We start from the raw sequence: 25,000 nt of genomic DNA on the forward strand, positions 1-25,000 counted from the left end.
TTTTGTCAAATGAAAAAAAACATAATACTAATATTTATTATTTTTATCTTTTCATGTAAGAATTATAAATCTTACGATAAATATTGTATAAAAAAGATTGAATTTATAAATCAAAGTCGAAATTTAATTCCATCAATCGTAAAGATTCAAATTGAAGATTCAAATGATAGTTTAAAGAACTTGCTAGCTTTAGGTAAGTTAAAAAAAGTCATTTTGTATTCCGTAAAAGCTAATGATAGAGATTTCTTTTACTTAGCCCCTTTCGGTACTGGTAAACAATTTAACATAGAAGGAGAGGTTATAAATTTATCTTTAATGACAACTTTATACGAAAAAGAGTTTGGTAATCGGTTATCAGATATAGAAATTGAAAAAAAGGTTAATGGTGATATTGGTTTGGTAGTAGATAAAGATACAATTGTAATAAAAAAATGTGAAACCATTTCAGATTAAAGGTACTTCATAATCAGCAATGTAAGATTTCTTTCATTCCCCCCTGCTGGCGCAAATGTCTCTGACTTTGCGAAAATTTTTTTGTATCCTCATGAAAATTAAAACCTGATAAAATTATCTCGACTTTTAAAATTAGTTCTTAATGAATGCTTATTTGATATAGCTGATAAAATTCTAAGAAATAGTTTTAAAGTCAGAGACATTTTCGCAGCGTCGATGAGTACTCCAGTAAGCCGTTAATCACCCCTAAAATTTTTCGATTTAAAAACCTTTCCCTTATCCGTAATCATCAGACAACTATACGCCGGATATTTATTGATTAACTGAAGTCCGGCATCTTTTCCGAGGACAATCAATGAAGTACTGAAACCATTTGCCATTTCCGCGCTTGGTCCGAACACGGTGACGCTCACCAGTCCGGTTTCGGGATAACCCGTGATAGGGTTGATGATATGGGAATATCTTTTACCGTTTAGTTCTGTGAACTTTTCATAATTACCGGAGGTGGTAACGGCTTCTCTTTTCAGGGAAAATGTTTTGACGAATTTATCCGTATCAAATGGGTTCGTTATGCCTATAGTCCATTCTTTTCCATTGGGTTGTGCTCCCCAGGTGGTGAGATCACCCGAAGCATTTACAATGCCGGCTTTTACGCCTTTGGCTTCCATCACTTCGCGGGCTTTATCGGCTGCGTAGCCTTTTCCGATGGATCCAAAACCAATTTTCATTCCGGGTAATTTCAGGAATATCGTCGATTGAATACTGTCTAAGACTATGTTTTGGTATCCTACTTTTTCGACTGATTTTTTGATTTGTTCCGCTGTGGGCATTTCAGTCATCGAACCGTCGAATTTCCACACTTTTTCCAGAGCGCCAAAGCTAATATCGAATGCGCCGTTTGTCATCTTCGAAATGGCGATGGCTCTCTTCGTCAGATCAAATACTTCTCTGTCTACTTTTACGGGGCGAATACCAGCATTTTGATTGACTTCGGAAACCTGAGAATCTGACTTCCAGTCCGAAATAAGGTTTTCGATACGCGTAATTTCTGCAATGGTTTCTTTTATCCTGGTTTCAGCCGTCAGGGAGTCTTCTGCTACAATGGTAATATCAAAACGGCTTCCCATCAGCAAGGTGGTTCTTTTTCGCAGCACTTGTCCTGTGCAGGCAAAACTGTACAGGAACAGACAAATTGGAACTATATTTAGTGTTTTTTTTAACATGCTTTCAAGCTTAATAACAATCTGCCAGTACTTGCTTTTTTGTTTTATAAAACGCCAGATCATTTCCGGTTTTTTCATTGCAAATGGTGTCCAGGACTTTTTCTATATCCTGTTGCATGGCAAGAGAACCGCAAATCATAACTGTTCCGCCCTTTTGCAATAAAGCAGCAAAAAACTCCGCATCTCTTTGAATCAAATCCATCACATAACATTGATTTTGTTCGCGTGAAAAGGCAATGTGAAAATCTTTGAGATATTGCTTGCTGATGTGATCGTTTGCGAATTCTCTGTATGCAGAAACCGATTCCGTTTCGTTTCGGAAACCACAATACAAATGACAGGCTGTTTTAGCTTTATTCTGCTCAATCATTCCCAGAAAGGGTGCAATTCCGGTTCCGTTTGAAATCAGAGCCACTCCCGCACTCTTTTTAGGAAAATGAAATCCTTCATTATGCATAACGCGTGCTTTGATAACAGAACCAGGCTTAAGATCGTACAAATAACCGGATCCTAGACCGTGCGGGTGCAATTTTACGGCTAAACTGATATTGCCCTTGCTCTTCCCTATCGAATACAAACGATCTCTGCCATCGCCCACCGGATAAATGGCCAGCAAGTCTCCCGAGGTAAATTTAGTCCGCATTCCGGCACGCAGGGTGATCCTAAAGGTATGATCGGTTTCGGAAATCGCTGTTTTTTCCAAAACAATCATCTTCTCCACTCCTCTTGGCTTTTGTGCATATGTTGCCGGTGTCACAGCTAAAGCAATGTCTGTTTTTTGGCTCCATTTTTTCACCCATTCTACAAATTGCTTCGGCGACTTATCGTCAACGGTATGGAGTTCCATAAAATTGCTGCTCCATGATTTCTGAGCCAGAAATTCTTCCGCTTTTTTCGCAAAACCACAAAAATCAGGATATGATTTAGACCCAAAACCAACAATGCATACTGCAACTTTTTGTTCCTGCGGATATTGATCCACCAGTGATAGAAATTTTCCTCCGTTAGAAGGCGCATCCCCTAGACCGTGTGTCGAAGTAAAAATGATGAGATGTTCTGCTTTTGGAAATTGGCTGTAGTCATTTAAACCACCCAGATAAGAAGAAAAACCTTTGTGCAGCAATTGTGTGTGAATCGCATTCGCAAAACGGAAAGTGCTTCCGTTTTCTGAACCGGCCAGTATAATGAAGCGACTGTCTTTTGCGGTATGTCTGTTTTTGATCCTGGTTTCCCTGCGACGCAACGTCATGGCAAAGCCTGAATAAATAAAAAACAGAATGTTCAGGGCTGCAAGGGCCAGAACAACTGCCCAGATCGCATTGGCGCGTCCGGTATGAAGATCCAGACTCAGATTTTCAAGCAATACCGTTACCGGATAACGAACTTCACTTGCAATTTGCCCTGTAAACTGATTGACCTTCAGCTCCCTATCGGTAAGTTTAAGTATAAAAAACTCTTCCGGATCCTCGGTATCAAAAGGAAATTCTATTTTCTGAACATCAGAAAGTTTTGTTTTTTTGAAAATCTCAAAATCCGCACTATTTTGCTGTTTGGCAGTTTTAGTATTAACCTGAATTTCTTTCTCACTTATTTTACTTTCCGGAAAAAGCTTAAATCTTTGCATCGAAAGATACGTTCCGGAAAGCGCCATTATCAAAATCGGAATAAGCATCAGCCTTCCCAGAATGACATGGTAATATTGGGCAAAATTGTCTTTAATGATTTTCGAGAAAAAACGACTTAATCCCTTTTGTCTCTGTAGTACCAATGCGGTACCGGAAATGGCAATCAGAAAAAGCAAAAAAGCATTCACCCCAATAAAAAGCCTTCCGGTTTCGTGTAAAAACAGGGAACGGTGAAGCGAAGTGATCCATTGGATAAAAGCGTTTTTCTTTTCGGCCTTTCCTATAACTTTGCCGGTTACCGGATTGATATAGGCATTAACATCGTTACCCTCTTCATCAAGACCTTTTAAGGTAGTAAACTGATTGTGATCTACGCTGATTTCGCTCACTTCGAGATAATTCTTACTCAAAGCAGGGATAACAGCTGCAACGGATATATTCTCAAAATTATCAACACGGTAAGGCGGTATTTTCTCCCCTATTGCATCGGCAGCCAGTACCACTCCGGTAACTGATGTCAAAACAAGAAAGAGTGAAGAAAATACCGCCAGTGTTAAGTGTGCATATCTCCAGACGGATAATGTCATATGCCTTATATATTGCTAAGTTTTACATATCTTATGTATCCTTTTCCCTCTGCTTTTTCGGTAATTGCTGCAGTTGTTAAAGGTATTTCGGCATCTCCCACGTAATATTTCTGGTCTTCAACCGCGGTTTCAAAACGTATTTTATAGCCTTTATCCATTTTTGAGTTTTCGATCTCGAATACCGTTACACTGCGGTCTCCACCCGTAACTGAAGCACCTGTTTTAGCACTTACATCCGGTTTTTTAGTATTGAATTTATTCCATTCCTTCAGGCTTTTGTACCATTTTTTATCGTCGCCCATGATATAAAGCGTTTTTTCATATTCTCCTTTAGCATCAATAAGGGATACAACCACATAAGCACCTTCCCCAACATAGTTTGCCATTTGCAAAAGGCATTTGTATTTCGTGGTTTGTGCTGAAGCCTGAAATGACAAAAGGCCTGCAATTACTGCCATCAGACAGATTTTAGATAATGATTTCATTTAGTTTTTATTTTAAAAAATCAACAGATATATTATTCTTTTTCAATAATTCGTTTTCTTGTGCCAGACTAAAAGCCGTTTCATCAAATTCGGTTTTAAGGTCTTTTTTAGCCCCGATTGACAACAAATACTTCAAAACAGTATCGTCTTTTGCAATCATTGCCGCCTTGTGTAATGCCGTTAACCCTTCTTTGTTTTTGGCATTCACATCTATATTCAGTCCGTCGAGTTTTTTCAACAGAACGATATTATTTTTGGCTGTAGCAGTATAATACAATGTACTTCCGTCTTTTTGCTGCGCCGCAAAGTTAATCCCTTTACTCTTTAATAAGTTTAATTTCTCATCGAAATCATCTTTTTGCGCTCCGCCTTTTGAACCTCTGTACGATTCAATCAGATAATAGGCGAGATTGTTTCCTGCACTGTCTGTAACATTGATATCTGCTCCCTTGCTTAAAAGTAATGCCACAACTTCTTCTGAACTTCCTTTCACCCCTGCTGTCAAAGCTGATTCTCCCTTGGCATTTACAGCATTGATATTTTTTACTTTTGCGGCTAAAGTTTGTATTAGTTCAATGTCTTTTCCTTCTGATGCAATAATTAAAGGGGTATTGCCATCTTTATCAGCCTTATTAACATCTACGTCTTTATCGATAAAATATTTTATAATTTCGGACTGCTTTTCCTTACGTGCCAGGATGTGAATCACCGTCTGACCATTTGAAGAGGTCGCTGTGGGTTTAAGTTTAAGATCCTCCACTAAATATTTAAACGCTTCGATTGGGTTTGCACTTCTGCGCATTCCCTGAGCGGCTGTTATTAGGGCATAATCGGTATACTTCACTCCTTTTCCTGCGAGTGTTTTTAATAATTCAATATTTCCGGATCTCGCCGCATAATCAAAAGCGGTGTGCCCATTCTTATCAACCTCTTTGAGCGATAATCCTTTCGATACTAAATAGTTCGTAACCGTCAGGTCTTTATCGGCAGGGACAGCCAGCAATAATAGCGTGGCTCCGTCATCGTATTTCTTTTTCGGATCGATTCCTGCTTTAAAAAAAGCGTCAAATGTGGCAGGGCTCGTTGTTCCTGTCCCGGCAGCAAAGGCAATTGGCGTGGCGCCATGACTGTCTTCGAAATTAACATCGGAACCTTTAGCAATAAGGTATTCCACTAATTCTGTATTTCCTTTGTAGGCCGCCCAATGCAGGTAGATCCTATTGTCGTGCGTTAATTTTGTTATTTCGTTACCCGGAAGTGTCAGTAAATATTTGATATCTTCGATTGGTGCGCCATTATTGATAGCCAAAACAACCGGATCAAAGGCATTTACATTTAATTCTGCAGGGTTATTTCCTTTTTCTATTTCCGATTTTAAAGTGGCCAAATCCGGAGCCGTTTTCCAGAAATTCTGGTCTAAAAGTTTATTTTCCTGAGCGTTAACCTGTAATGTTGCTGCAAATAGTGCAGTAAGGAGTATTTTTTTCATAATGTATACAATCAATGAATTCCTAATCTGTTTAACGAACTTTCCACTGCGGAATTTCAAGGGCGAAAGTTAGGTCTTATTTAGAATATTTCAAAATAAGGATTCGTAAATGTGTTTTATTTTTTCAATAAAATCAATATCAGATGCAACACAATGATTTACAGACTCATCTCTTATCTAATTTATTTCAAACACCAAAAATCAGCGTTATTTCGGACTTAAAACATCAACTTTCGACTGATATTTAGCTGCTGTTTTAAGGACTTCCATTGAACATTAGAACAAGCATCGTCATTTATTTGCTTTTTACAGGAGAAAAATAAAACTTCGCCAAATAAAAAGTCCCGACTCACGAGCGGGACTTTTTAATCATCGTATAATTAAATAAATTATAAGTAAAGTGTTGATTGTAATTCACTGAATATCTGATTTCATATAAAAAATAATTGCATTCTTTTAGAAATCAATGTTTTCCTGACAAAAGTTTTGAATTTCTATTATTCTTTGGCAGCATTCTCAAAGCTGCTTTTTAATCGGTATTTGTTGAATACAATAAAAAGAATCGTAACGATTACCAGTAGCGAAAGATCTGCCACTCCAAGCAATAACTGACTTTTAACTTTGAATAAATTCGCAAATCCGTAACTGAATACAGAACTGATCATGTACATAACACCACCTGTAAGGCCACTGGCCACTCCGGCATTTTTAGAGAAACGGGTCAGGCAATAGCCATAAATAATATTAAAAATAAAACCTCCGGCGATATGAATGCCAATAATAAAACCAATCAAAGTATAAATATTGGTCAGTAAAGAAGAGGTGAAAATCATCAGTAACACTAATACGATCTGAATACCAAACGCGATTCCGACTTTCTTTCCTAACGGTTTTTTTAGTAGAGCTTTTGCGATAATTCCGCCTGTCATCAGCGATAAACCGGATAACAAAGAAGTATACCCTGTCGTGATGGCCGAATGGCCCAAAACACGTTCTATGATAAAAGGACTGGATAAACTAAAGACGACGACAATACCAAAACAGATTCCGATAATGATTAGTCCCAATGTAAAATCAGCAGTTTGAAGCATTCCCTTATATGTTTCTGCAATTGATTTTAGTTTGAAAGGATGATAATGTTTTAAGGATTCGCCACTATACATAAGTTCCAAAATCAGGAATACTAATGATAGTCCGCCTAAGAAGTAAAAGTTGGATCTCCAGCCAAAACTGTTTTGCAGATAGCCTCCCAGAAACGGAGCCATAATAGGCGCGCAGGCCCAAATGATCGAAAACAAACTGATATAGCTTTTTAGTTTTCACCAGCAAAAAGATCTACAAAATACGCTCGCTTTCCGACTACAATAAGCGCAATTGTGATTCCCTGAATAATTCGCATGGCATAAATCACATAAATATCAGGGACCAGTGCAATAACAAAACTGGTAACCGAAAATAACGCCAGTGATACAAGACCAATTTTATAACGGCCGAAACTGTCTAAAATACTTCCGATAAAAAACTGGCTGATACCAACACTAAACATAAACAACACCAGTGAAAGCTGGACTGCCGCCGCCGAAACATGCAGGTCATTGGCCATTGCCGGTAGTGATGGCAGGTAAATATCTGTAGCAAAGCCCGATAACGGAATCAATGCAAGGGCCAGTATTGTACTAAAGCCCTTGTGATTTTCTTTTAAAATTCTCATTTCTATTTTGATAAATTATGCTCCGTGTGCTTCCTCAGAAACGCTTTTCCATTCCTCAAAGCTAGCCAGACGTTCTTCATATACTTTTTTGACTGCCGGATAAGCAAATGCACCCAGTAACAATCTCAAAGGCGGTTCTTTTTCATCTGTCAATTTCAGGATAACAGCAGCCGTAGCTTCCGGTTTGCCAAAAAGACCCGGAGTTGAAACCGCTTCATTAAAAGCTTGTTTTACAGGATCGTAAACAGCCATACTTTGGGTCTGAACAGCAGATTCCCCGGACCAGTCCGTTGTAAAGCCATTAGGTTCTACCAGGGAAACATGAATTCCAAACCCTTTTACTTCTGTAGCGAGTGTTTCACTAAATCCTTCCACGGCAAATTTAGAGGCATTATAAAGTCCCAAAACAGGCAGTGTTACGAGTCCTAAGAAACTGGATACCTGAATGATATGACCGCTTTTTTGTTCACGCATAATGGGCAGTACAGCTTGCGATAACCAAAGCACTCCAAAAAAGTTGGTTTCCATTTGCTTTCTTGCCTCTTCTTCTGATGTTTCTTCTATCGTACCGAATAAACCATAGCCGGCATTATTGATCAGGACGTCAATTCTTCCAAAATGTTCTTTTGCTTTGTTTACGGCTTCAAAAGAAGCTTTACGGTCGTTGACATCCAGTTGAACCGGCAGTACAAGATTCCCGTATTTATCTTTTAAATCCTGTAGTGCTTCGATGTTTCTTCCAGTTGCCACTACACTATCACCGCGTTTTAAAAATGCTTCTGCCCAGATTTTCCCAAATCCTCTTGTGGCTCCTGTTATAAAAATTACTTTTGACATTGTTATTATATTTATTATTAAACTTTATTTTAAAATAGACCGAACGGTCTAAAAAACAGCAAAAAAAATATTTTAGATTACATATTTTATAAATTCGCTTTTTATGCTGTCCAGCACAAGCACCATCTGTTGATTTCCGACTAATTTACCGCATAAAATGGCACCTTCAATCATAGCAAAAACTTTGATGCTAAATTGTCCGGGATCCAGTTCTTCGGATAATTCCTTATTTTTTATGCCGTCTTCCACTATCATATAAAACCTTTTCTGGGCAGAAAAGACTGCTTTTTTGACCAGTTCTTTCATACCCGGATTGGTATCATCTGCCTCAGTACCAAAATTTAGTATCGGACAGCCCTCCATCATGCTTTCATCATTCTGATACACATCCAGTAAATTGAAAAGCTTCGTTTCTGCCGAGTTCCCTTTGGCTACAGCTGCGTCTAATTTGTTTGCCAATTTTGATCTCAGATAAACAAATGCCTCCATGCAGATCTCTTCTTTGCTCCCGAAGTTTCCGTAGATTCCTCCTTTGGCTAATTTTGTAGCTTCCATAATATCGGTAAGAGAAGTTCCGGCCATTCCTTTTTTATTAATTATGGGTGCCGATGCTTCTATGATAAATTGTCTCGTTCTTTCTGCTTTGCTCATGATCTTTTCCTTTTGACGGTACAAATATAGACCGTTCGGTCTTAAATGCAATTTATTTTAACTTTTTATTTCAATACTTGTTCTTTTGTGTCAGAATTAACTGCTCAGGAGATATTCGTTAATTTTCGCTTTTTTTACACTGCAAAAGAGTTCTTTCAGGAAACAAAAAAAAAGCTTCTATTCATTCGAACAGAAGCTTTTTAAACAAATTAATCTCTCTTTATTCAGTATTACAATTTTTATTTTTTATCTGATAACCCTCGGGTTAACCATCCTCTTTTATTCGCTGTTACTATGGCATAAGGAGTAATCCAAAATAAACTGAACGTATAAAAGATGCTGTAGGAATAAGCCCAGAAAGAATCTGCCACATTATATCTTTTTGCATAAAATATAACCGGAAAAGTAGAAACAATCAGAATCCCCAGTAAGGTTGAACTTAAAAATAACAACGGGTGTGTCGCTATAAAAATCAACATAAAAATCAGGAATGGGTACGCTAAAATGATTTTTAAAGACTGGTTGATAAACAAAAGTCTTGCCCCAAACTTAGATCCTTCTCTAAAATCCTTAAAAACATATTGTGCCATCATAAGGTTCTCACGAACATTACTTCTGCTCCATCTGATGAACATTTTGTATAAACCGGTGTATTCTTCAGGAACATTGGTAAGTACATAGGCATTTTTCTGGAACAACACATGAAGTCCCTGTTTCAGGATCATATTGGTCATCGCACGGTCTTCACCAATGTCTGAAGGTTGTCCCATAAAAGTCTGGTTGATCCATTCCGGAAGGCAGTTCAGTACGGCATCCCTGCGGTAAGCTGCTGCTGCACCCGGAGTGCAAAGTACAGATCCTAACATGCTTTCAGCCGAACGCATGAATTCAAAACTCATTACAAAACTTACGTTTAACATCTTAGGAAGTAATGCTTTTTTATTGTTCAATACCTGAACATTTCCTGCCACTGCCCCGCATTTTTCGTTTACCACAAAAGGGCTTACCAGATTCCTTAAAGTATCTTTTTTTACAATGGAATCACTGTCGACTGTTACAAAAATTTCTCCGGTACCCAGTTCAAATCCACGGTAAAGTGCGTGACGTTTACCAGCGTTTTCAGGTTGTTGGAAAATAGTCAGACGATCGCCTAATTTTATTTTTGCCTGCTGCATCCAGTACCAGGTATCATCTTTACTTCCATCATCGATGGCAAGGATTTGTAATTTTTGCTCCGGAAAATCACTGTCAGCCAAACTTAATAAAGTATCCCAAACCAGTTTACCTTCATTGTAGGCAGGCACTATAACCGTGCAGGTTGGCAGCAATTCATCACTAACCGATTCAATTGGTTTATAACGGAAATAGAGGAATAAATTATAGACAAAGACACCGCTTTGAAAAATGAATAACGCAATGGCTAAAATCAGGAAAGGAAATCCCCAGGAAGAATTGATTCGCTCTATCTGAAACTGATCAAAATCAGGCTGGAACTGATACACCATAAATGCACCGGTCAACATTAGGGCAAAAGTACTGATGAGTACTATTAATCCCAACGGACTTGACGTTTTTTCAATGGTTTTGCCTGATGTTGGATTGTTAATACGAAAAATGGAACTGCTTATAGAATGTCCGTTATTGTTTGTATTGTCGCTTGTAGTATAAAATTGATCTGAAATAATTGTTTCACTTTTCATATTGCACTTCTGTTGATTTGTATGGTATGGCTTTTATAATTTTCCCGTAAACAGGAATTCACACTATCACATTTAGCAATGCATGTGCCATTACGCTATAAAATACATTTTGAGGGCTTTACGATATTCAGGTGCAATTTAAGCTGTGTAAAGTTTACACACTTGTACAATGTTTATACAGCTTTTGTGTGTATCCGGCAGTCAAAATTCCCAACAAATACAGACGTTTTAAGATAGTACATCTTTGTTTTTCGATTTTGAAAAGTACTCAAAATGATGACCGGAATTTCTTCAATACTAACGACAAAAAAAAGGAAATAGTATCTGGCTATTTCCTTTTCAAATTTCAAAATTCAAATTTACTCTCTACTCTTTATTCTATATTCTAAACTCTATATTCTAAACTCTAAATTCTGTACTCTATACTCTCTAATCTATATTCTGTACTCTCTACTCTTTTAACATTTTTCAACAAATTAATCTTTCTCCCCTTTTATAAACTTTCCTTCTTTAGAAAATTCGAGGTCAATTTTGTTGGTTAAATCCACATCCAGGTCTTTGTGTCCGTAATCAATGTGTGTGATTTTTTCGTTCGGATAGTTTTTAGCTACATAGTCTTTGACGGAAGCCGGAATGAATGCAGTCGGAATTGGTTTGTCACCGCCATCCACCTCGCGATATGAACCATCTTTCCAGAATTCTACTTCTGTTCCGTCTTTCAGTTTAACTTCGTATCCTTTTTCACCGTGTTCTGCGTCTTTTTTCGCGACGTCTACCGTAGTGTTGCTAAAATGTTTTTTCAGAAAATCCTGAGCCGGCTGTGGCAGCTCTGTCACCGCGATCTTCTTCTGTGCGTTGGCCGATATTGCAAGTCCCAGCAATAATGCAGCAAATGTGATTCTCATTTTCATGGTTTGCATGTTTTAAAATTATTGTTATACTAATTTACAACAGGAGAAAATAGCTACAAAACATTTTAAGAAATCTTTATAATTTCTAATAAACTCATTTATAAGTTATTGCACAAGCAACACCGCTTTAAAAATACTACTTCACATTTTCTGAATCTTATTATTTCGAGGTTTATAATTTAGTCAGTAAAATAAAGTTTTAGTGCCGGTCTACATTTTGTAAATTCTAAAGCGCCTGGACAGTCACAGTCGCAGTCAACAGTTAAACAAGCCTCATCAATAACAAATGAAAACTTCTCAAAAAGAGCTTATCAAGGATACGATTCCGATGCTCAGAAAGCGGTAAAGATCTGATTCATTATTTTTATGCCCGAATGTTTACCGCACAGCCCGAATTGCGTAATATAGGCAATCAGATCAACGGATAACGAAACATGAAGAACCTGATATCGGGAGGCTTTTTTTACGTTTTTATTTGGAACCGCTGTTTATTCCCCTAACTTTATTGTTCTTTGTAGAGCAACATATTTTTACTTTAAAACAAATGAACAAAACAATTTTAGTGGTCGTAATTATAAGTGCTGTTGTCTTTTTTATGGTAAGACAAATGGTCTTTAAACCTTATATGTGGAAAAAAGCAATTCATTGTGAAGCGCACAAACTGCAGTTAGGAAGTTTTATTTTTAGCAAACAAAGAGGTTCCAACGGGAGTCAGAGCTTCGAAAACAAGTACTTTGTTTTTAAAGTAATCGAAATCAACGGCGATTTTGTGCGCCTTTCAGTCATTCGGACATTATCTGAAAAAGGAACTATTTCCCAGGGCGATTTTTCGACCACTTCAGCTCATTACAAAACACTAAAAGAAAATATAACCAATCTGCTCATCACTCCAATTCAGCAAGAAGATTTGTACAAAGGTGACGGTCCCCGTTATGAGCTGAATGATTATTTGCTTCAGCACTATCCAAGTTTAAAAAAGTCCCGCTACTATTATGAAGATATCCCGGAGGAAAATAAAAACAAACCCCTGCCCACAAATGCAATGGAACTGAATATGTATTTCAGCCTGGTGTATTCCAAAAAGGAAATCATTGAAAACCAAAAACTGAGTCCGTGGATTATGAATAACAGCCTCAAAAATGCGCCTGAAATTGCAGACAGGCTTTCGGAAAAAATTGATTTAATTATAAATAAATAATTTTATTTCTTTCGCAAAAGCCTGTAAACGTTCCCTTTTTTTTAATGTTGTTTACTTTTTTTCTACTTTTTTACATTTATTTGTCCATTCTGAAAGTCAAGTTGTCATCACGCTATAACGTGTAAAATGATACAACATGGAAACCAGAATTAATATATTCGAAAGAAACCGCTTTTGGCCTTGCCAAAACAATCGCTGACAAAAATGTCATTCGCAAAAATATGGAACAACTGAATTCGGAAAACTAATCCAATGTTGCCCTATTTTACCGATTCCTGCCGCACTATCATTGCATTACAGTTTTCTCTTATATTTCAATTTAGGCTGTGAATTTAATTAAACAGCTGTTAAAACTTTAATAAATATTAATGTTAAAGTCTGTAGGAAAACGTATATTTGAGTAAACAGAATATTTAAATAGCGTGCAAAAAGAATCAAAATCAAATAGTTTTATATTTCCCAAAACTCCAACCGGAGTAGATGGTCTGGATGAGATTACAGATGGCGGGTTTCCAAAAGGACGACCAACCTTAATCTGTGGCGGAGCCGGCTGTGGAAAGACATTGTTATCCATGCAATTCCTTATTAAGGGTATTACAGAATATAACGAACCCGGAGTCTTCATGTCTTTTGAAGAGCCTTCACATGACCTTACCCTGAATGTTAAATCACTGGGATTTGACCTTGAAAAGCTCAAAACAGACAAAAAACTCGTAGTAGATTATGTAAGAGTCGAACGATCTGAAATTGAAGAAGCTGGGGAATACGATCTTGACGGTTTATTCATCCGGTTAGGACATGCCATCGATTCGATAAAAGCCACCCGTGTTGTACTGGATACCATTGAGTCCTTGTTTTCAGGGCTGGACAATCAGGCGATCCTGAGAGCTGAACTGCGAAGACTGTTTCACTGGCTTAAAACCAAAGGCGTAACCGCCATTATTACAGGAGAGCGCGGTGAAGCAACGCTAACAAGGCAGGGACTCGAAGAATACGTTTCCGATTGTGTAATTGTTTTGGACCACCGTGTTATCGAACAGGTTTCCACCCGCCGGCTTCGAATTGTAAAGTACAGAGGCTCTACGCATGGCACCAACGAATATCCGTTCCTTATTGATGATGACGGAATTTCAGTACTTCCGATTACCTCTTTAAAACTTGACAACGAAGTTTCTTCAGATGTCATTTCGACCGGAGTACCGGGATTGAACAACATGTTTCAGGGCGGAGGTTTTTTCCGTGGCAGCAATATACTGGTTTCTGGAACAGCGGGTACAGCCAAAACAACAATTGCCTGTTACTTTGCGGCAGAACAATGCGAAAAGAAAGAGAAAACAATCTATTTTGCTTTTGAGGAATCGCCACAGCAATTGGTACGAAATATGAAATCGATAAATGTTAATCTGGAAAAATATATCAAAAATGGTACTTTGCAGATTCATTCTTCACGTCCGTCACTCAATGGTCTTGAACTGCATTTGCTTACCCTGAGAAAATTAATCCGGGATTTTAAACCTACTACCATCATTATTGACCCGATCAGCAACCTGATTACAGTGGGTAGTGAACACGAAGTCCGATCCATGCTGGTGCGATTGATAGACATGCTGAAAGTCAATAATATCACTGCCCTTTTTACTTCACTAAACAAGCAGACTGATAATTTCAGACCGGATCTTGCAGAAGAATCCGTATCGTCATTAGTCGATACCTGGATAACAGTACGCGATATGGAAGGAATCGGGGAACGCAACCGCGGTATTTTTATTGTAAAATCGAGAGGAATGGGACATTCCAACCAGGTGCGTGAATTTATCATCACAAGCAACGGAATTGAATTACTGGATGTAGAACTGGGTCCGCAGGGAATTCTGACGGGAACAGCAAGAAAATCGCATCAGATCAAGAAAACAATGTCGGATATTAAACTTCAAAACGAGATCAATCGCAAAGACAGAGAGATTGCGCGTAAACGCAGGATTCTTGAAGCCAATATAGAAGCGCTTAAAAATGAATTTGAATCTGCCGAGGAAGAATTAAATATCCTGAAAGCGACAGAAGAACTACAGGAAAAGCTGGGTTCCAAAAAAAATTAGAGAGAATATGAAAAAGGAAGTAGCCGAATGGCAGTTATTGCTATATATAGCGGGTCAGACGCCAAAGTCAATAACCGCACTAGAGAACATAAAAAAATATGCCGAAGTACATCTGGCAGGAAAATACAGTATCGAAATTATTGATTTGCTTAAAAGCCCGCAATTGGCCGAAGGCGATCAAATTTTAGCGGTACCTACTCTTGTTAGAAAATTTCCGGAACCTATTCGTAAAATAATAGGCGATCTTTCCAATGAAGAAAGAGTACTTGTCGGACTGAATATCAAACCTGTAATCTCTTACTAATGGATGATCCCTCTGAAAGTACAAGTGCAGCCAAACATAAATTTATGCTTTTTGTTTCGGGTATGTCTGTAAAATCAGGGCATGCCATAGAAAACCTGCGTATAATTTGTGACAAGTATTTTACCGATAATTACGAACTGGAAATTATAGACATCAGCCGTGATACAGAACAGGCCGTAATTCATCAGATTGTAGCAATACCTACATTAATAAAAACAGATCCTGCACCGAAAAGAATTATCCTTGGTGATTTATCAGATAAGGAAAAGGTGTTAAGGATACTAAATATCATTGAATAATTTGGAGTATAATAATAAAAATATCGAATCCTTATTAAAAGAGATAGCTTCATTAAAAGAAGAGCTTTATGAATCTAACAGCATTGTCGATGCCATAAAACAGGGAGATGTTGATGCCTTAGTAGTCAATAACAACGGAGTTCCACAGCTTTATTCGCTCGAAACCGCCGATTACACTTTTAGGCTTTTAATTGAAAAATTCGGACAGGGCGCAGTGAGTATTTCCAAAAACGGACTTATATTATACTGCAATGATTATTTCGCCAGACTCATAGAGCTGCCTTCCGAAAAAATAATTGGAAATTATCTCTATGAATATTTCGATGATCCGGACCATTTCACGCCATTAATAGAAGCCATGAAATATGGTGTTAATACGCACGAAATTGTGTTTAAGACCCTCAATGAAAAAAAGATTTTCCCCGCCTACATTGCCCTGACCGACTTTGAACCCTCTGTACAGGGTATCGGAATTGTGATTACCGACTTAACAGAAAAGAAAAAGCATGAAGAAGCGTTAATAAAGCATCATAAAGAACTGGAGGAAAAAATTCACGAACTGAACCGGATCAACAGCAATCTCGAAGAATTTATTCATGTAATTTCACATGACCTCAAAGAGCCGCTCCGGAAAATCGTCATGCACAATACCAAAATAGACGGAAGTTATCTTTCTGAAACAGATGCCAAGTCTATGAATGTCATGAAGTTATCCGCATTACGACTGAATTCACTGGTAGATGATTTGGTAAGCTATTCGTCACACACAGCCCAGGAAGAGCGACTGGAAATAGATTTGACAGCCGTCATTGCTGAGGTAAAAGAGGATCTGGAAATAATAATCAACGACAGGAAAGCCCGTATTGAAACAGGAAAGCTTCCTTTGATCAAGGCCTCAAAAGTGCAAATGCGCCAGCTTTTTTCCAATCTTATTTCAAATGCCATTAAATACAGCAAGAAAGAAATTCCCCCAATTATTGAAATTTCACAAATTGAGAATTTTAAATCCGAAATTCCGAATCAATCCACTAAATTTGTAAAAATTCAAATCAGGGACAACGGCATTGGAATGGAGCAAAATCACCTCATAAAAATTTTTACTATCTTTCAGCGCCTGCATGCTAAAACCGAATATTCGGGCAATGGTATTGGTCTGGCGATTTGTAAAAAAATTATGGAAAACCATTCGGGATATATCACCGTTGAAAGTGAGCTGAACATTGGAACCACCTTTAATCTCTTTTTTCCAATATTATAATTGCCAATGCTACACAACCTACATATTGTTATTGCAGAAGATGACAGCGATGATGCTGACGTAATGTATGAAACCTTCAATAAAAACCCGAATTTTGGAAAAGTAAGTCTGGTAAGCAACGGTGAAGAGCTGCTGAATTATCTCAAAAATACTTCTAATGCTATTCCGGATGTTATTCTTACTGATATCAACATGCCCATACTGGATGGCATTGAAGCATTGCAGCGGATTTTGAATGACGCTGATTTAAAAACCATTCCCTGTTTTGTGTATTCTACGAGTATAAATCCGGCCTACAAGGAAAAATGTGACGTGCTGGGTGTAAAAGCCTATCTGATCAAACCATATTCTTTTGAAGCCTTTGAAGAGATTCCAAAAAACATTCTTACGCTCATAGAACACGAATAATCCCAATGAACAATCCTAAAATTTTCGAATCCAATTATAAAAAACTGGGCTTTCTGGTGCTCGACAGGGATGCTGCGGAGGAAGTCAACAGCGATTATTACAAACCTTATATTAAAGTCCTTTTTTTACCGGAAGATTATTCCCTGACCATCGATTTTAAACAGTATACCACTACAACTTCTTCCCTCTTTTTTATTAACAGCAATCAGTACCTGCAGATTGAAAAAGAAGGCAAAGCACCCGGTTATTTTATGTATTACAACCGTGATTTTTATTGCGTGCAGATTCATGATGCCGAAGTCGCCTGTGACGGCTTATTGTTCAATAATATTTTCGAAATGCCCATGACGGCCCTGCCTGAAAAGGAAGCCGGATTTGTTGCAGGAATCTTTAATCAGATTCAGGGAGAATTTGATGCTGTGGATTCTTCACAGGAAGAAATGATCCGAACCTACCTGAAGCAGCTTATTATAAAGGCAACGCGCATCTGGAAAGTACAGCAATTGGGTATCCTGAATACGGAACCTTCTAAGGAAATGGATTTCTTCAGGGATTTTAGCCGTCTGGTTGAAATTCACTTCAGAACCAAACATACGGTGGCCGATTATGCCGATATTCTTGGCGTTGCCCCGAAAACACTATCCAAAAAATTCAATCGGCTGGAGCTTACACAACCTAACGATATCATTAAAGACCGCATCATGCTGGAAGCAAAAAGGCTGCTGGGTCATTCTTCCTTAAGTGTAAAAGAAATTGCGTATCAGCTTGGCTATGAAGATCCGGCTTACTTTAACCGCCTTTTTACCAGTAAAGTTGGCGACACTCCATCTAATTTCAGGAAAAAATACCTCCAAGGGAAAAATGTACAATCAGAATAGACTTTTGTCTATTTTAAGAGCCTTACTACCGCCATATCTTTGTCCTATCAAATTATAACTGATAAAACATAAAAGATATGAAAACTATTAAATTATTACAACAGGGTTTATTTATTGCAGCATTGTTTATTGTAAACACCATGGCTACAGCACAAGAAAGACAATACAAAGGCGAAAATGATCCGCAGGTTTTTACAGAAGTCCGTTCGTTTTTGAAAGCGTTAAATTCAGGTGACGGAAAACCATTAGAACAATTAAGTATTCCGGACGCCAGAAATGTTTTGGTTGGCGCTCAAAAATCCGTAGAAGTGGATTATTCCGGTATTGAGGAATCTGAAAAAGTGATTTCTCAAAACGGATACAAAGTAAAAATTCACATTACAAAACCTAAAGGGGCAAAATCGAATGCGCCTGTATTTATCTTCATTCACGGCGGTGGCTGGGTACTGGGAGATTATCCTACCCACAGAAGACTGGTTCGTGATTTAGTTGTAAAAAGTGGTGCCGTAGCGGTTTTCCCGGACTACACTCCTTCTCCGGAAGCCCAATATCCCGTAGCCATTAATGAAATATATGCTGCCACACAATGGGTAGCCGAACACGGAAAAGAAATTGGTGTTGATGGTAAAAACCTTGCCGTTGCCGGAAACAGCGTGGGTGGAAATATGACTGCAGCTATTACTTTAATGGCGAAAGACAAAAAAGGGCCACACATTAAACTACAGGTTTTATTATGGCCGGTAACCGATGCTAATTTCGAAACGGAGTCTTACAATTCTTTTGCAAACGGAAGATTCCTAACCAAAAACATGATGAAATGGTTCTGGGACAATTATTTACCTGACAACAACAAAAGAAAAGAAATATACGCTTCTCCGTTGCAGGCTAGTTTAGCGCAACTGAAAGACTTGCCTCCCGCACTGGTACAAACTGCTGAAAATGATGTTTTGAGAGATGAAGGTGAAGCCTATGCCAGAAAATTAAACGAAGCCGGGGTTCCGGTAACACTAACAAGATATTCAGGATTGATTCACGATTACGGTCTTCTTAATCCAATTTCTACTGTGCCTGCCGTACAAACTGCCATTGAACAGGCTGCCGTGGTGATTAAAACTGCCTTAAAATAAGCAGTCAAAGCAATAAAATCTCAAAAGGGGAATAGTGTCAGAACTATTCCCCTTTCTTTTCTAAATATTCAAAAAAAATGTAAAACTATTTACAAAAGAGCTTCCACGTAATTGGCGATTTGAGAATCGGTTTGAGCGTTGAAAGACGATTGCACCAATTGCACGGTCAGGAACAGGGTATCGTCTTTTAATTCCATTTTGACATCATTGTTATCCTCTGAATTGGTCAGATGAATGGTAGTCATTTTCTCTTTCAAAGCTTCTTTCCCCATATCATCGGAACATATTTTCTTTACGAATGATTCCACATCATCAAAAACAATATCCAGTCGGGATAATGGATATTCATCATAAGCTGTGAAAGTATTCCAGTCAATGGCTACTTTAATATCATAACCGGCTCTTTCTTTTAATTTTGCTTCAAAAACCGGAAGTTTTTCTACCTTAATTGATTCGGCTAAACGCTTTTCTGCTAATCCCATATGTATTTGTTTTTTATTAATTACTACACCGCAAATTTATCCGCAGGACTTGTATCAGGCATCACCATTTCTAGTGATTTTTAACTGAGTTTGATTTCCGGTTTTAAGGCGATTTTCCCTTTATTCTCCATGATTTCCGTCAGCATGGCAGATGCATAGCCCATTGTTTTTGCTTTACGTGCCTGTTCCATTGCTTTTTTCGGGTTTTGCATCTTATAGTATATTTCGCCAAGATTACAGACATATACAGGTTCTTTCGGGTTGGTAGCTATTGCTTTTTCGAAATAAACCAAAGATTCTTCGTAGCGTAACTCCAAATCTAAAATACAGCCGAAACTATTGTAAATATGCGCCAGTGCAGCTGGTTCATGTGCTGTTTTGGCAATAAAATAATCCCGTTGGGCATAACAGGCTTCGAATCCTTTGGTATACCAGAGCAATCTTGCCTCGAGAAAATACGTAAACCCAAATTGGGGGTCGATTTCCAGTAATTCATCACATTTTTTTTGTGCCGCTTCGTAGTCTTTTGCGAAAACAAAATCCCAGCCTTCTTTCAGCAGCTTTCTTTTGAGATCGTCTTCTGCTTTGTCTGCCTTTTCTTCGTCAATTTCTTTTTTCCATCGTTCATCAATTCCAATTTCCCAATGGGTAAACCGTATTTTTTTTCCGTTCAATACAACGGTGAAAACCATTTCCACTTCCGATTCATTGTGGAAATCAAGGGCCAGTATGACTGAAGTTTCTTCATTATCACCTTTATTCTCCTCAATAGTCCGGTTAAGTTGCTGACTGTCCACATATACATGCAACCACGGAAACAACGAAGAGCCACGGTAAATAAATGTTATTTTTTTCGGCAGAAATCGTAAATCAGGCATTTCGGTGGCGTCTTTTTCAATTCTGTAATTTTTGAAGGAGACATCAGTGATTTCAATATAATTTCGTTCGTCAAGACCGGAAAAAGTGAGGTTCCATGAAATCAGTTTGTCCTTTAATCCAAAGCGTTCCCGTATCCCGCCTGATGTTTTTATTTTTTCGATTAATTCCGAAAATGCCTTTTCATCAGCATAATACCGGTGGGCACGGCGGTGTTTTTGTATTTTATCTTCTTTTTGTTCGGGGCTGATTTGTGTCGGTGTACTTTCCGGAAAATCCAGTAAAACCAAATCTTCGGTATACAATTTTAGGCCTCCGTTTGGGTAAAGGTGCAACTGTATCCTTTTGGACTTTTTGCCTCTTAGTACTTCCGGTTCATCCAAAGGGTATTTTTCCTGCTCCAAAAGTAATTCAGCATACGGAAAAGGTATGTTTAGGGTATAATACTGATCCTCAATAATAGAATACCACGACATTTCAAACCGGTCTGCACCAAAAGGAATGTGTATTAAACAGGAGAAAGCAGATTGCTGCAAATGATAATATTTGGCTGTAGGTTCCATCTCCTCCAGTTCCTGCTCCGAAAAAAAAGAAATGTCATTGAGTAATTCTATGTCGGAAGCCAGTTTTTTAGAAGTATTTACAAACGCAATCGAGTCGATATACGTCAATAATTCACGGTCGTGATACACCCCGAATGAAGCTTTAAAATAAGTTTTCGCCAAACGGATTCTTGCCTGATAATTACTGCTGAACTTGTAAACATAATACCCAACCGGACTCCCAAAAACAATACTAAACCAAACAGTAAAATACCAGCCCTGAAATACGCCGGTTTTCTGATAGGCAACCAGCGCATAAACGCCATAATCTACAAACAGTAAAAGTGCCAGTACCCCTACAACACCGGCCAGAAATTCAAAAGTGATATTAGCAGAGCTTTTTCCATAGTAGTACATGAAAAAATTGGCAATCCAGGCGATCACAACATTAAAAAATAGCGCCAAACCAATACCCAAAAAATAGAGTAAACCATAAGTAATGCAGGCCGCCACAGCCAATAATCCAATGGGGAAGAATATTTCACCGCTAAAGTAAACGGGATCGATTCGTTTATAGGATGTATATTTTTTGATCATTTAGTATTCTTTTATTTCAGTTAAACATCTAATTCCAGACTCAGGACAAAAGTATAGGATCAAAGAAATTCGATTCTCATTATAAATAATGATTTTTAAAGTGGTTGTGCACCTGTACCAAAAACTACCGGTTTTTCAGGGCTTTACCTTGAAAAAGGACACAAATAATTCATAATGATACCTTCTTCAAAACATACACATACCCCAAATAGAATTTTTATACTGAAATTTGTTACCTTAAAATTTTACTAAAACCACTATTTAACCATGCGCAAAAAAATACATTTCTTATTTGCTGCAACGCTGTTGGCTTCCTGTTCGGTGAAGCAATATCAATCGATAGACGACGGCATCATTGTAAGCGTGAAACAAAACAGTAAAACAGATGTCCAAAAAGTACGTATTCAGGTATTACAGGACGAACTGATACATGTTTCGGCAACTCCGGATGCCGCTTTCGCCAAAGATTCTTCGTTAATCATCGTTGCCGGAAAATCAAAAGTCCCTTATAAAATAGAAACCAATGTTGCCGATTCTGTTTCGGTTGTCACTTCACGACTGAAAGTGATGGTTTCTAAAATAAATGGCGGAATCAATTTTAAAGACAAGGACGGAAAACTAATTTTAGGCGAAAAAGCAGGCGGTGGGCGACATTTCACTCCGATTGAAGTGGAAGGAACCAAAGGCTACACTGTTCGCCAGATCTTTGATTCCCCTGCCGATGAAGCGTTCCACGGACTGGGACAGCATCAGGCGGATGAATTCAATTACAAGGGTAAAAACGAAGAATTATTTCAATACAATACCAAAGTTTCAGTTCCTTTTATTGTTTCGAATAAAAACTACGGGCTTTTATGGGACAGTTATTCTTTGAGCCGTTTTGGTGAAAGCCGTCCGTATGCGCAATTGAATACCGTTTTTACGTTATACGATAAAAAAGGAAATCCCGGAGCTTTGACCGGAACGTATGTTTCTAATGAAAAAGGCGTTCAAAACATCGAACGAAAGGAAGAATCTATTTTCTTTGAAGACATTAAAAGCATCAAAAAATTACCGCAAAACTTCCCTTTAAAAAAGGCTGACGTTACTTACGAAGGATCAATTGAGGCACCGGAAAACGGAACTTATAAGTTTACGTTGTATTATGCCGGATATGTAAAAGTGTACCTAAACAACCAATTAGTAGTTCCGGAGCGCTGGAGAACCGCCTGGAATCCGAATAGTTATAAATTCTCTTTGCCATTGGAAGCCGGAAAACGCGTTCCCTTGCGCATTGAATGGAAACCGGATGGCGGAACTTCCTATTGTGGTTTACGCGTACTTACGCCTCAGCCGGCAGAAGAAAAAAACAATCAGGTGTGGTGGAGCGAAATGACACAAAAAATCGATTATTATTTCGTTCATGGAAATTCTGCAGATGAAGTAATTAAAGGCTACCGTACCTTAACAGGGAAATCCCAGATTATGCCTAAGTGGGCCATGGGATACTGGCAAAGCCGTGAAAGATATAAAACACAGGATGAAATTGTCGGAAACCTGAAAGAATTCAGAAAACGTAAATTCCCGATTGATAACATTGTCCTGGACTGGAATTACTGGGAAGAAGATTCCTGGGGAAGCCATGAATTTGACAAAAAACGTTTCCCGAATCCACAGGGAATGGTTGATTCTATTCACGCATTGAATGGTAAAATGATGATTTCGGTCTGGCCGAAGTTTTACAAAACCACCGAACATTTCAAGGAATTTGATGAAAAAGGCTGGATGTACCAACAAGCCATAAAAGATAATGTTAAGGACTGGGTTGGCCCCGGCTATGTTGGTTCTTTTTACGATGCCTATTCCGGTGGTGCCCGTAAATTGTTCTGGAAACAAATCTATGATAATTTATACCCGCTAAAAATCGATGCCTGGTGGATGGATGCCAGCGAACCAAATGTATTGGATTGTACCGATATGGAGTATCGAAAAGCCTTATGCGGCCCGACAGCCCTGGGTTCTTCTACGGAATTTTTTAATACCTACGCTTTAATGAATGCCGAAGCCATCTATGACGGACAACGCAGCGTGGAACCCAACAAAAGGGTGTTTCTGTTGACAAGATCCGGATTCGCAGGTTTACAGCGTTATTCCACGGCCACCTGGAGTGGTGATATTGCCACACGCTGGGAAGATATGAAGGCTCAGATTTCTGCCGGACTTAATTTCGCAGTAAGCGGTATCCCCTATTGGACGATGGATATTGGAGGTTTCTGTGTAGAAGACCGATACGTAAGCGGACAGCAGCAATACGACAAAAATGGTCAGGAAAATGCCGATTATAAGGAATGGAGAGAATTAAACACACGCTGGTTTCAGTTTGGTGCCTTTGCTCCTTTGTACCGGGCACACGGGCAATTTCCGTACCGTGAGCCCTGGAATATCGCTCCGGATACGCACCAGGCTTACCAATCTATTTTGTACTATACCAATCTGCGTTACCGACTGATGCCGTATATCTATACCATGGCAGGAATGACGTACTTTGACGATTACACGATCATGAGACCTTTGTTTATGGATTTTGCAGCAGATAAAAAAGTGCAGAATGTAAGCGATCAGTTTATGTTCGGGCCTTCCTTTATGGTTTGTCCGGTGTATAAATACGAAGCCCGTAAACGTAATGTGTACTTCCCGGAAGGAACCAACTGGTTTGATTTCTATACCGGACGTTACATCACCGGCGGACAACAGCTGAATATGGACGCACCGTATGAGCACATTCCGTTATTTATTCGCGAAGGCGCCATTATTCCGGTTGGACCTGAAATGCAATACAGCACAGAGAAAAAAGCAGACAAAATTGTACTTTATGTTTATATGGGACAGGATGGAAAATTCACCCTGTATGAAGATGAAAACGAAAATTATAACTACGAAAAAGGAAGTTTTTCGAATATAGCTTTCAATTACAATGAAGCTTCCGGAACCCTGACCATTGGGGAGCAAAAAGGAAAATTCGACGGAATGATTAAGAATCGCAAATTCGTAATTGTCGCCGTAAGTAAAGAGAATCCAAAGGCTTTTACCTATGATGCCGCAGGAAAAGAAATCAGTTACGACGGAAATCAGCAAACCGTAAAGCTGAAATAAGACCAAAAGAGGTTTATACGATATTCCGTATAAACCTCTTTTTTCATTAAATAAAAATCAAAATTCCTGCAGTATTCCGCGCTGCTTTATACCTTTGGAAGGATTTCACGAAGCACACCACTTCTTGAAAT

At 38.5% G+C, this 25,000-nt stretch carries 22 protein-coding genes; 10 read left to right on the plus strand and 12 right to left on the minus strand.

Annotation, left to right across the window (positions count from 1 at the left end; translation table 11 throughout):
• Positions 1-9: 9 nt before the first annotated feature.
• Positions 10-453: a hypothetical protein gene (locus D0817_RS05140; protein WP_127337337.1), complete on the plus strand. Its 444-nt coding sequence runs from the start codon at positions 10-12 to the stop codon at positions 451-453.
• Positions 454-689: 236 nt separating this feature from the next.
• Here D0817_RS05140 and D0817_RS05145 read toward each other — a convergent pair whose 3' ends face one another.
• The 10 genes from D0817_RS05145 to D0817_RS05190 all read right to left on the minus strand — a co-directional run bounded on the left by D0817_RS05145 (position 690) and on the right by D0817_RS05190 (position 11,672).
• Positions 690-1,676: an FAD:protein FMN transferase gene (locus tag D0817_RS05145; RefSeq protein WP_238160834.1), complete on the minus strand. Its 987-nt coding sequence runs from the start codon at positions 1,674-1,676 to the stop codon at positions 690-692.
• 10 nt (positions 1,677-1,686) lie between these two features.
• A complete protein-coding gene (locus tag D0817_RS05150; RefSeq protein ID WP_127337338.1) occupies positions 1,687-3,888 on the minus strand; it encodes a PepSY domain-containing protein in 2,202 nt (733 codons plus the stop codon).
• A 5-nt stretch (positions 3,889-3,893) separates the two neighbouring features.
• Positions 3,894-4,373, minus strand: coding sequence for a DUF2271 domain-containing protein (locus tag D0817_RS05155; protein WP_127337339.1), 480 nt, complete (start codon positions 4,371-4,373; stop codon positions 3,894-3,896).
• A gap of 7 nt (positions 4,374-4,380) precedes the next feature.
• Positions 4,381-5,862: an ankyrin repeat domain-containing protein gene (locus D0817_RS05160; protein ID WP_127337340.1), complete on the minus strand. Its 1,482-nt coding sequence runs from the start codon at positions 5,860-5,862 to the stop codon at positions 4,381-4,383.
• Positions 5,863-6,359: 497 nt separating this feature from the next.
• Positions 6,360-7,160 carry an MFS transporter gene (locus D0817_RS05165; protein WP_127337341.1) on the minus strand — a complete coding sequence of 267 codons (801 nt, stop codon included), beginning with the start codon at positions 7,158-7,160 and terminating at the stop codon, positions 6,360-6,362.
• 14 nt (positions 7,161-7,174) lie between these two features.
• Positions 7,175-7,573, minus strand: a complete 399-nt coding sequence (locus tag D0817_RS26410) for an MFS transporter (protein ID WP_127337342.1) — start codon at positions 7,571-7,573, stop codon at positions 7,175-7,177.
• Positions 7,574-7,588: 15 nt separating this feature from the next.
• Positions 7,589-8,410, minus strand: coding sequence for an SDR family NAD(P)-dependent oxidoreductase (locus D0817_RS05175; protein ID WP_127337343.1), 822 nt, complete (start codon positions 8,408-8,410; stop codon positions 7,589-7,591).
• Between the two features lie 72 nt (positions 8,411-8,482).
• The gene (locus D0817_RS05180; RefSeq protein ID WP_127337344.1) at positions 8,483-9,061 is read right to left on the minus strand and encodes a TetR/AcrR family transcriptional regulator; all 579 of its coding nucleotides are present in this window, start codon (positions 9,059-9,061) and stop codon (positions 8,483-8,485) included.
• A 239-nt stretch (positions 9,062-9,300) separates the two neighbouring features.
• Positions 9,301-10,761, minus strand: a complete 1,461-nt coding sequence (locus tag D0817_RS05185; protein ID WP_127337345.1) for a glycosyltransferase family 2 protein — start codon at positions 10,759-10,761, stop codon at positions 9,301-9,303.
• Positions 10,762-11,237: 476 nt separating this feature from the next.
• The gene (locus D0817_RS05190) at positions 11,238-11,672 is read right to left on the minus strand and encodes a PepSY-like domain-containing protein (RefSeq protein ID WP_127337346.1); all 435 of its coding nucleotides are present in this window, start codon (positions 11,670-11,672) and stop codon (positions 11,238-11,240) included.
• Positions 11,673-12,216: 544 nt separating this feature from the next.
• Here D0817_RS05190 and D0817_RS05195 point away from each other — a divergent pair.
• The 8 genes from D0817_RS05195 to D0817_RS05230 all read left to right on the plus strand — a co-directional run bounded on the left by D0817_RS05195 (position 12,217) and on the right by D0817_RS05230 (position 19,240).
• A complete protein-coding gene (locus D0817_RS05195; RefSeq protein WP_127337347.1) occupies positions 12,217-12,870 on the plus strand; it encodes a hypothetical protein in 654 nt (217 codons plus the stop codon).
• A 422-nt stretch (positions 12,871-13,292) separates the two neighbouring features.
• The gene (gene kaiC / locus D0817_RS05200; protein ID WP_127337348.1) at positions 13,293-14,966 is read left to right on the plus strand and encodes a circadian clock protein KaiC; all 1,674 of its coding nucleotides are present in this window, start codon (positions 13,293-13,295) and stop codon (positions 14,964-14,966) included.
• Between the two features lie 7 nt (positions 14,967-14,973).
• Complete coding sequence (locus tag D0817_RS05205; RefSeq protein WP_127337349.1) at positions 14,974-15,270, plus strand: circadian clock KaiB family protein; 297 nt, start codon at positions 14,974-14,976, stop codon at positions 15,268-15,270.
• The gene (locus tag D0817_RS05210) at positions 15,270-15,569 is read left to right on the plus strand and encodes a circadian clock KaiB family protein (protein ID WP_127337350.1); all 300 of its coding nucleotides are present in this window, start codon (positions 15,270-15,272) and stop codon (positions 15,567-15,569) included. Before D0817_RS05205 ends, D0817_RS05210 begins: the two co-directional genes overlap by 1 nt.
• A complete protein-coding gene (locus D0817_RS05215) occupies positions 15,562-16,827 on the plus strand; it encodes a sensor histidine kinase (protein ID WP_238160821.1) in 1,266 nt (421 codons plus the stop codon). The genes D0817_RS05210 and D0817_RS05215 overlap by 8 nt, the downstream gene beginning before the upstream one ends.
• 6 nt (positions 16,828-16,833) lie before the next feature.
• Positions 16,834-17,235, plus strand: coding sequence for a response regulator (locus D0817_RS05220; protein WP_238160822.1), 402 nt, complete (start codon positions 16,834-16,836; stop codon positions 17,233-17,235).
• A 5-nt stretch (positions 17,236-17,240) separates the two neighbouring features.
• On the plus strand, positions 17,241-18,113 hold the full coding sequence (locus D0817_RS05225; RefSeq protein ID WP_127337352.1) for a helix-turn-helix domain-containing protein: 873 nt from the start codon (positions 17,241-17,243) through the stop codon (positions 18,111-18,113).
• 77 nt (positions 18,114-18,190) lie between these two features.
• Entirely contained in the window at positions 18,191-19,240 is a 1,050-nt protein-coding gene (locus D0817_RS05230) for an alpha/beta hydrolase (protein ID WP_193555353.1), read from the plus strand.
• 89 nt (positions 19,241-19,329) lie between these two features.
• Here the strand turns inward: D0817_RS05230 and D0817_RS05235 are convergent, their stop codons facing one another.
• Both D0817_RS05235 and D0817_RS05240 read right to left on the minus strand, forming a co-directional pair.
• Positions 19,330-19,722, minus strand: a complete 393-nt coding sequence (locus D0817_RS05235; protein ID WP_127337353.1) for a hypothetical protein — start codon at positions 19,720-19,722, stop codon at positions 19,330-19,332.
• An 80-nt stretch (positions 19,723-19,802) separates the two neighbouring features.
• Positions 19,803-21,737, minus strand: a complete 1,935-nt coding sequence (locus tag D0817_RS05240; RefSeq protein ID WP_167470928.1) for a tetratricopeptide repeat protein — start codon at positions 21,735-21,737, stop codon at positions 19,803-19,805.
• Positions 21,738-22,004: 267 nt separating this feature from the next.
• Between D0817_RS05240 and D0817_RS05245 the strand changes: the two genes are divergently transcribed.
• Positions 22,005-24,869 (plus strand): TIM-barrel domain-containing protein, encoded by a 2,865-nt coding sequence (locus D0817_RS05245; protein ID WP_127337354.1) that lies wholly within the window; start codon positions 22,005-22,007, stop codon positions 24,867-24,869.
• Positions 24,870-25,000 lie beyond the last annotated feature (131 nt).

Origin of the sequence: Flavobacterium cupreum (genome assembly GCF_003996965.1) — a bacterium.
In the GTDB taxonomy this organism is placed as follows: Bacteria; Bacteroidota; Bacteroidia; order Flavobacteriales; family Flavobacteriaceae; genus Flavobacterium; species Flavobacterium cupreum.

Bases quoted from the DNA above. Each gene is read 5' to 3' on its own strand.
- D0817_RS05140 (WP_127337337.1), top strand. From the start codon at position 10: ATGAAAAAAAACATAATACTAATATTTATTATTTTTATCTTTTCATGT.
- D0817_RS05145 (WP_238160834.1), bottom strand. From the start codon at position 1,676: ATGTTAAAAAAAACACTAAATATAGTTCCAATTTGTCTGTTCCTGTAC.
- D0817_RS05150 (WP_127337338.1), bottom strand. From the start codon at position 3,888: ATGACATTATCCGTCTGGAGATATGCACACTTAACACTGGCGGTATTT.
- D0817_RS05155 (WP_127337339.1), bottom strand. From the start codon at position 4,373: ATGAAATCATTATCTAAAATCTGTCTGATGGCAGTAATTGCAGGCCTT.
- D0817_RS05160 (WP_127337340.1), bottom strand. From the start codon at position 5,862: ATGAAAAAAATACTCCTTACTGCACTATTTGCAGCAACATTACAGGTT.
- D0817_RS26410 (WP_127337342.1), bottom strand. From the start codon at position 7,573: ATGAGAATTTTAAAAGAAAATCACAAGGGCTTTAGTACAATACTGGCC.
- D0817_RS05175 (WP_127337343.1), bottom strand. From the start codon at position 8,410: ATGTCAAAAGTAATTTTTATAACAGGAGCCACAAGAGGATTTGGGAAA.
- D0817_RS05180 (WP_127337344.1), bottom strand. From the start codon at position 9,061: ATGAGCAAAGCAGAAAGAACGAGACAATTTATCATAGAAGCATCGGCA.
- D0817_RS05185 (WP_127337345.1), bottom strand. From the start codon at position 10,761: ATGAAAAGTGAAACAATTATTTCAGATCAATTTTATACTACAAGCGAC.
- D0817_RS05190 (WP_127337346.1), bottom strand. From the start codon at position 11,672: ATGAAAATGAGAATCACATTTGCTGCATTATTGCTGGGACTTGCAATA.
- D0817_RS05195 (WP_127337347.1), top strand. From the start codon at position 12,217: ATGAACAAAACAATTTTAGTGGTCGTAATTATAAGTGCTGTTGTCTTT.
- D0817_RS05205 (WP_127337349.1), top strand. From the start codon at position 14,974: ATGAAAAAGGAAGTAGCCGAATGGCAGTTATTGCTATATATAGCGGGT.
- D0817_RS05210 (WP_127337350.1), top strand. From the start codon at position 15,270: ATGGATGATCCCTCTGAAAGTACAAGTGCAGCCAAACATAAATTTATG.
- D0817_RS05220 (WP_238160822.1), top strand. From the start codon at position 16,834: ATGCTACACAACCTACATATTGTTATTGCAGAAGATGACAGCGATGAT.
- D0817_RS05225 (WP_127337352.1), top strand. From the start codon at position 17,241: ATGAACAATCCTAAAATTTTCGAATCCAATTATAAAAAACTGGGCTTT.
- D0817_RS05230 (WP_193555353.1), top strand. From the start codon at position 18,191: ATGAAAACTATTAAATTATTACAACAGGGTTTATTTATTGCAGCATTG.
- D0817_RS05235 (WP_127337353.1), bottom strand. From the start codon at position 19,722: ATGGGATTAGCAGAAAAGCGTTTAGCCGAATCAATTAAGGTAGAAAAA.
- D0817_RS05240 (WP_167470928.1), bottom strand. From the start codon at position 21,737: ATGATCAAAAAATATACATCCTATAAACGAATCGATCCCGTTTACTTT.
- D0817_RS05245 (WP_127337354.1), top strand. From the start codon at position 22,005: ATGCGCAAAAAAATACATTTCTTATTTGCTGCAACGCTGTTGGCTTCC.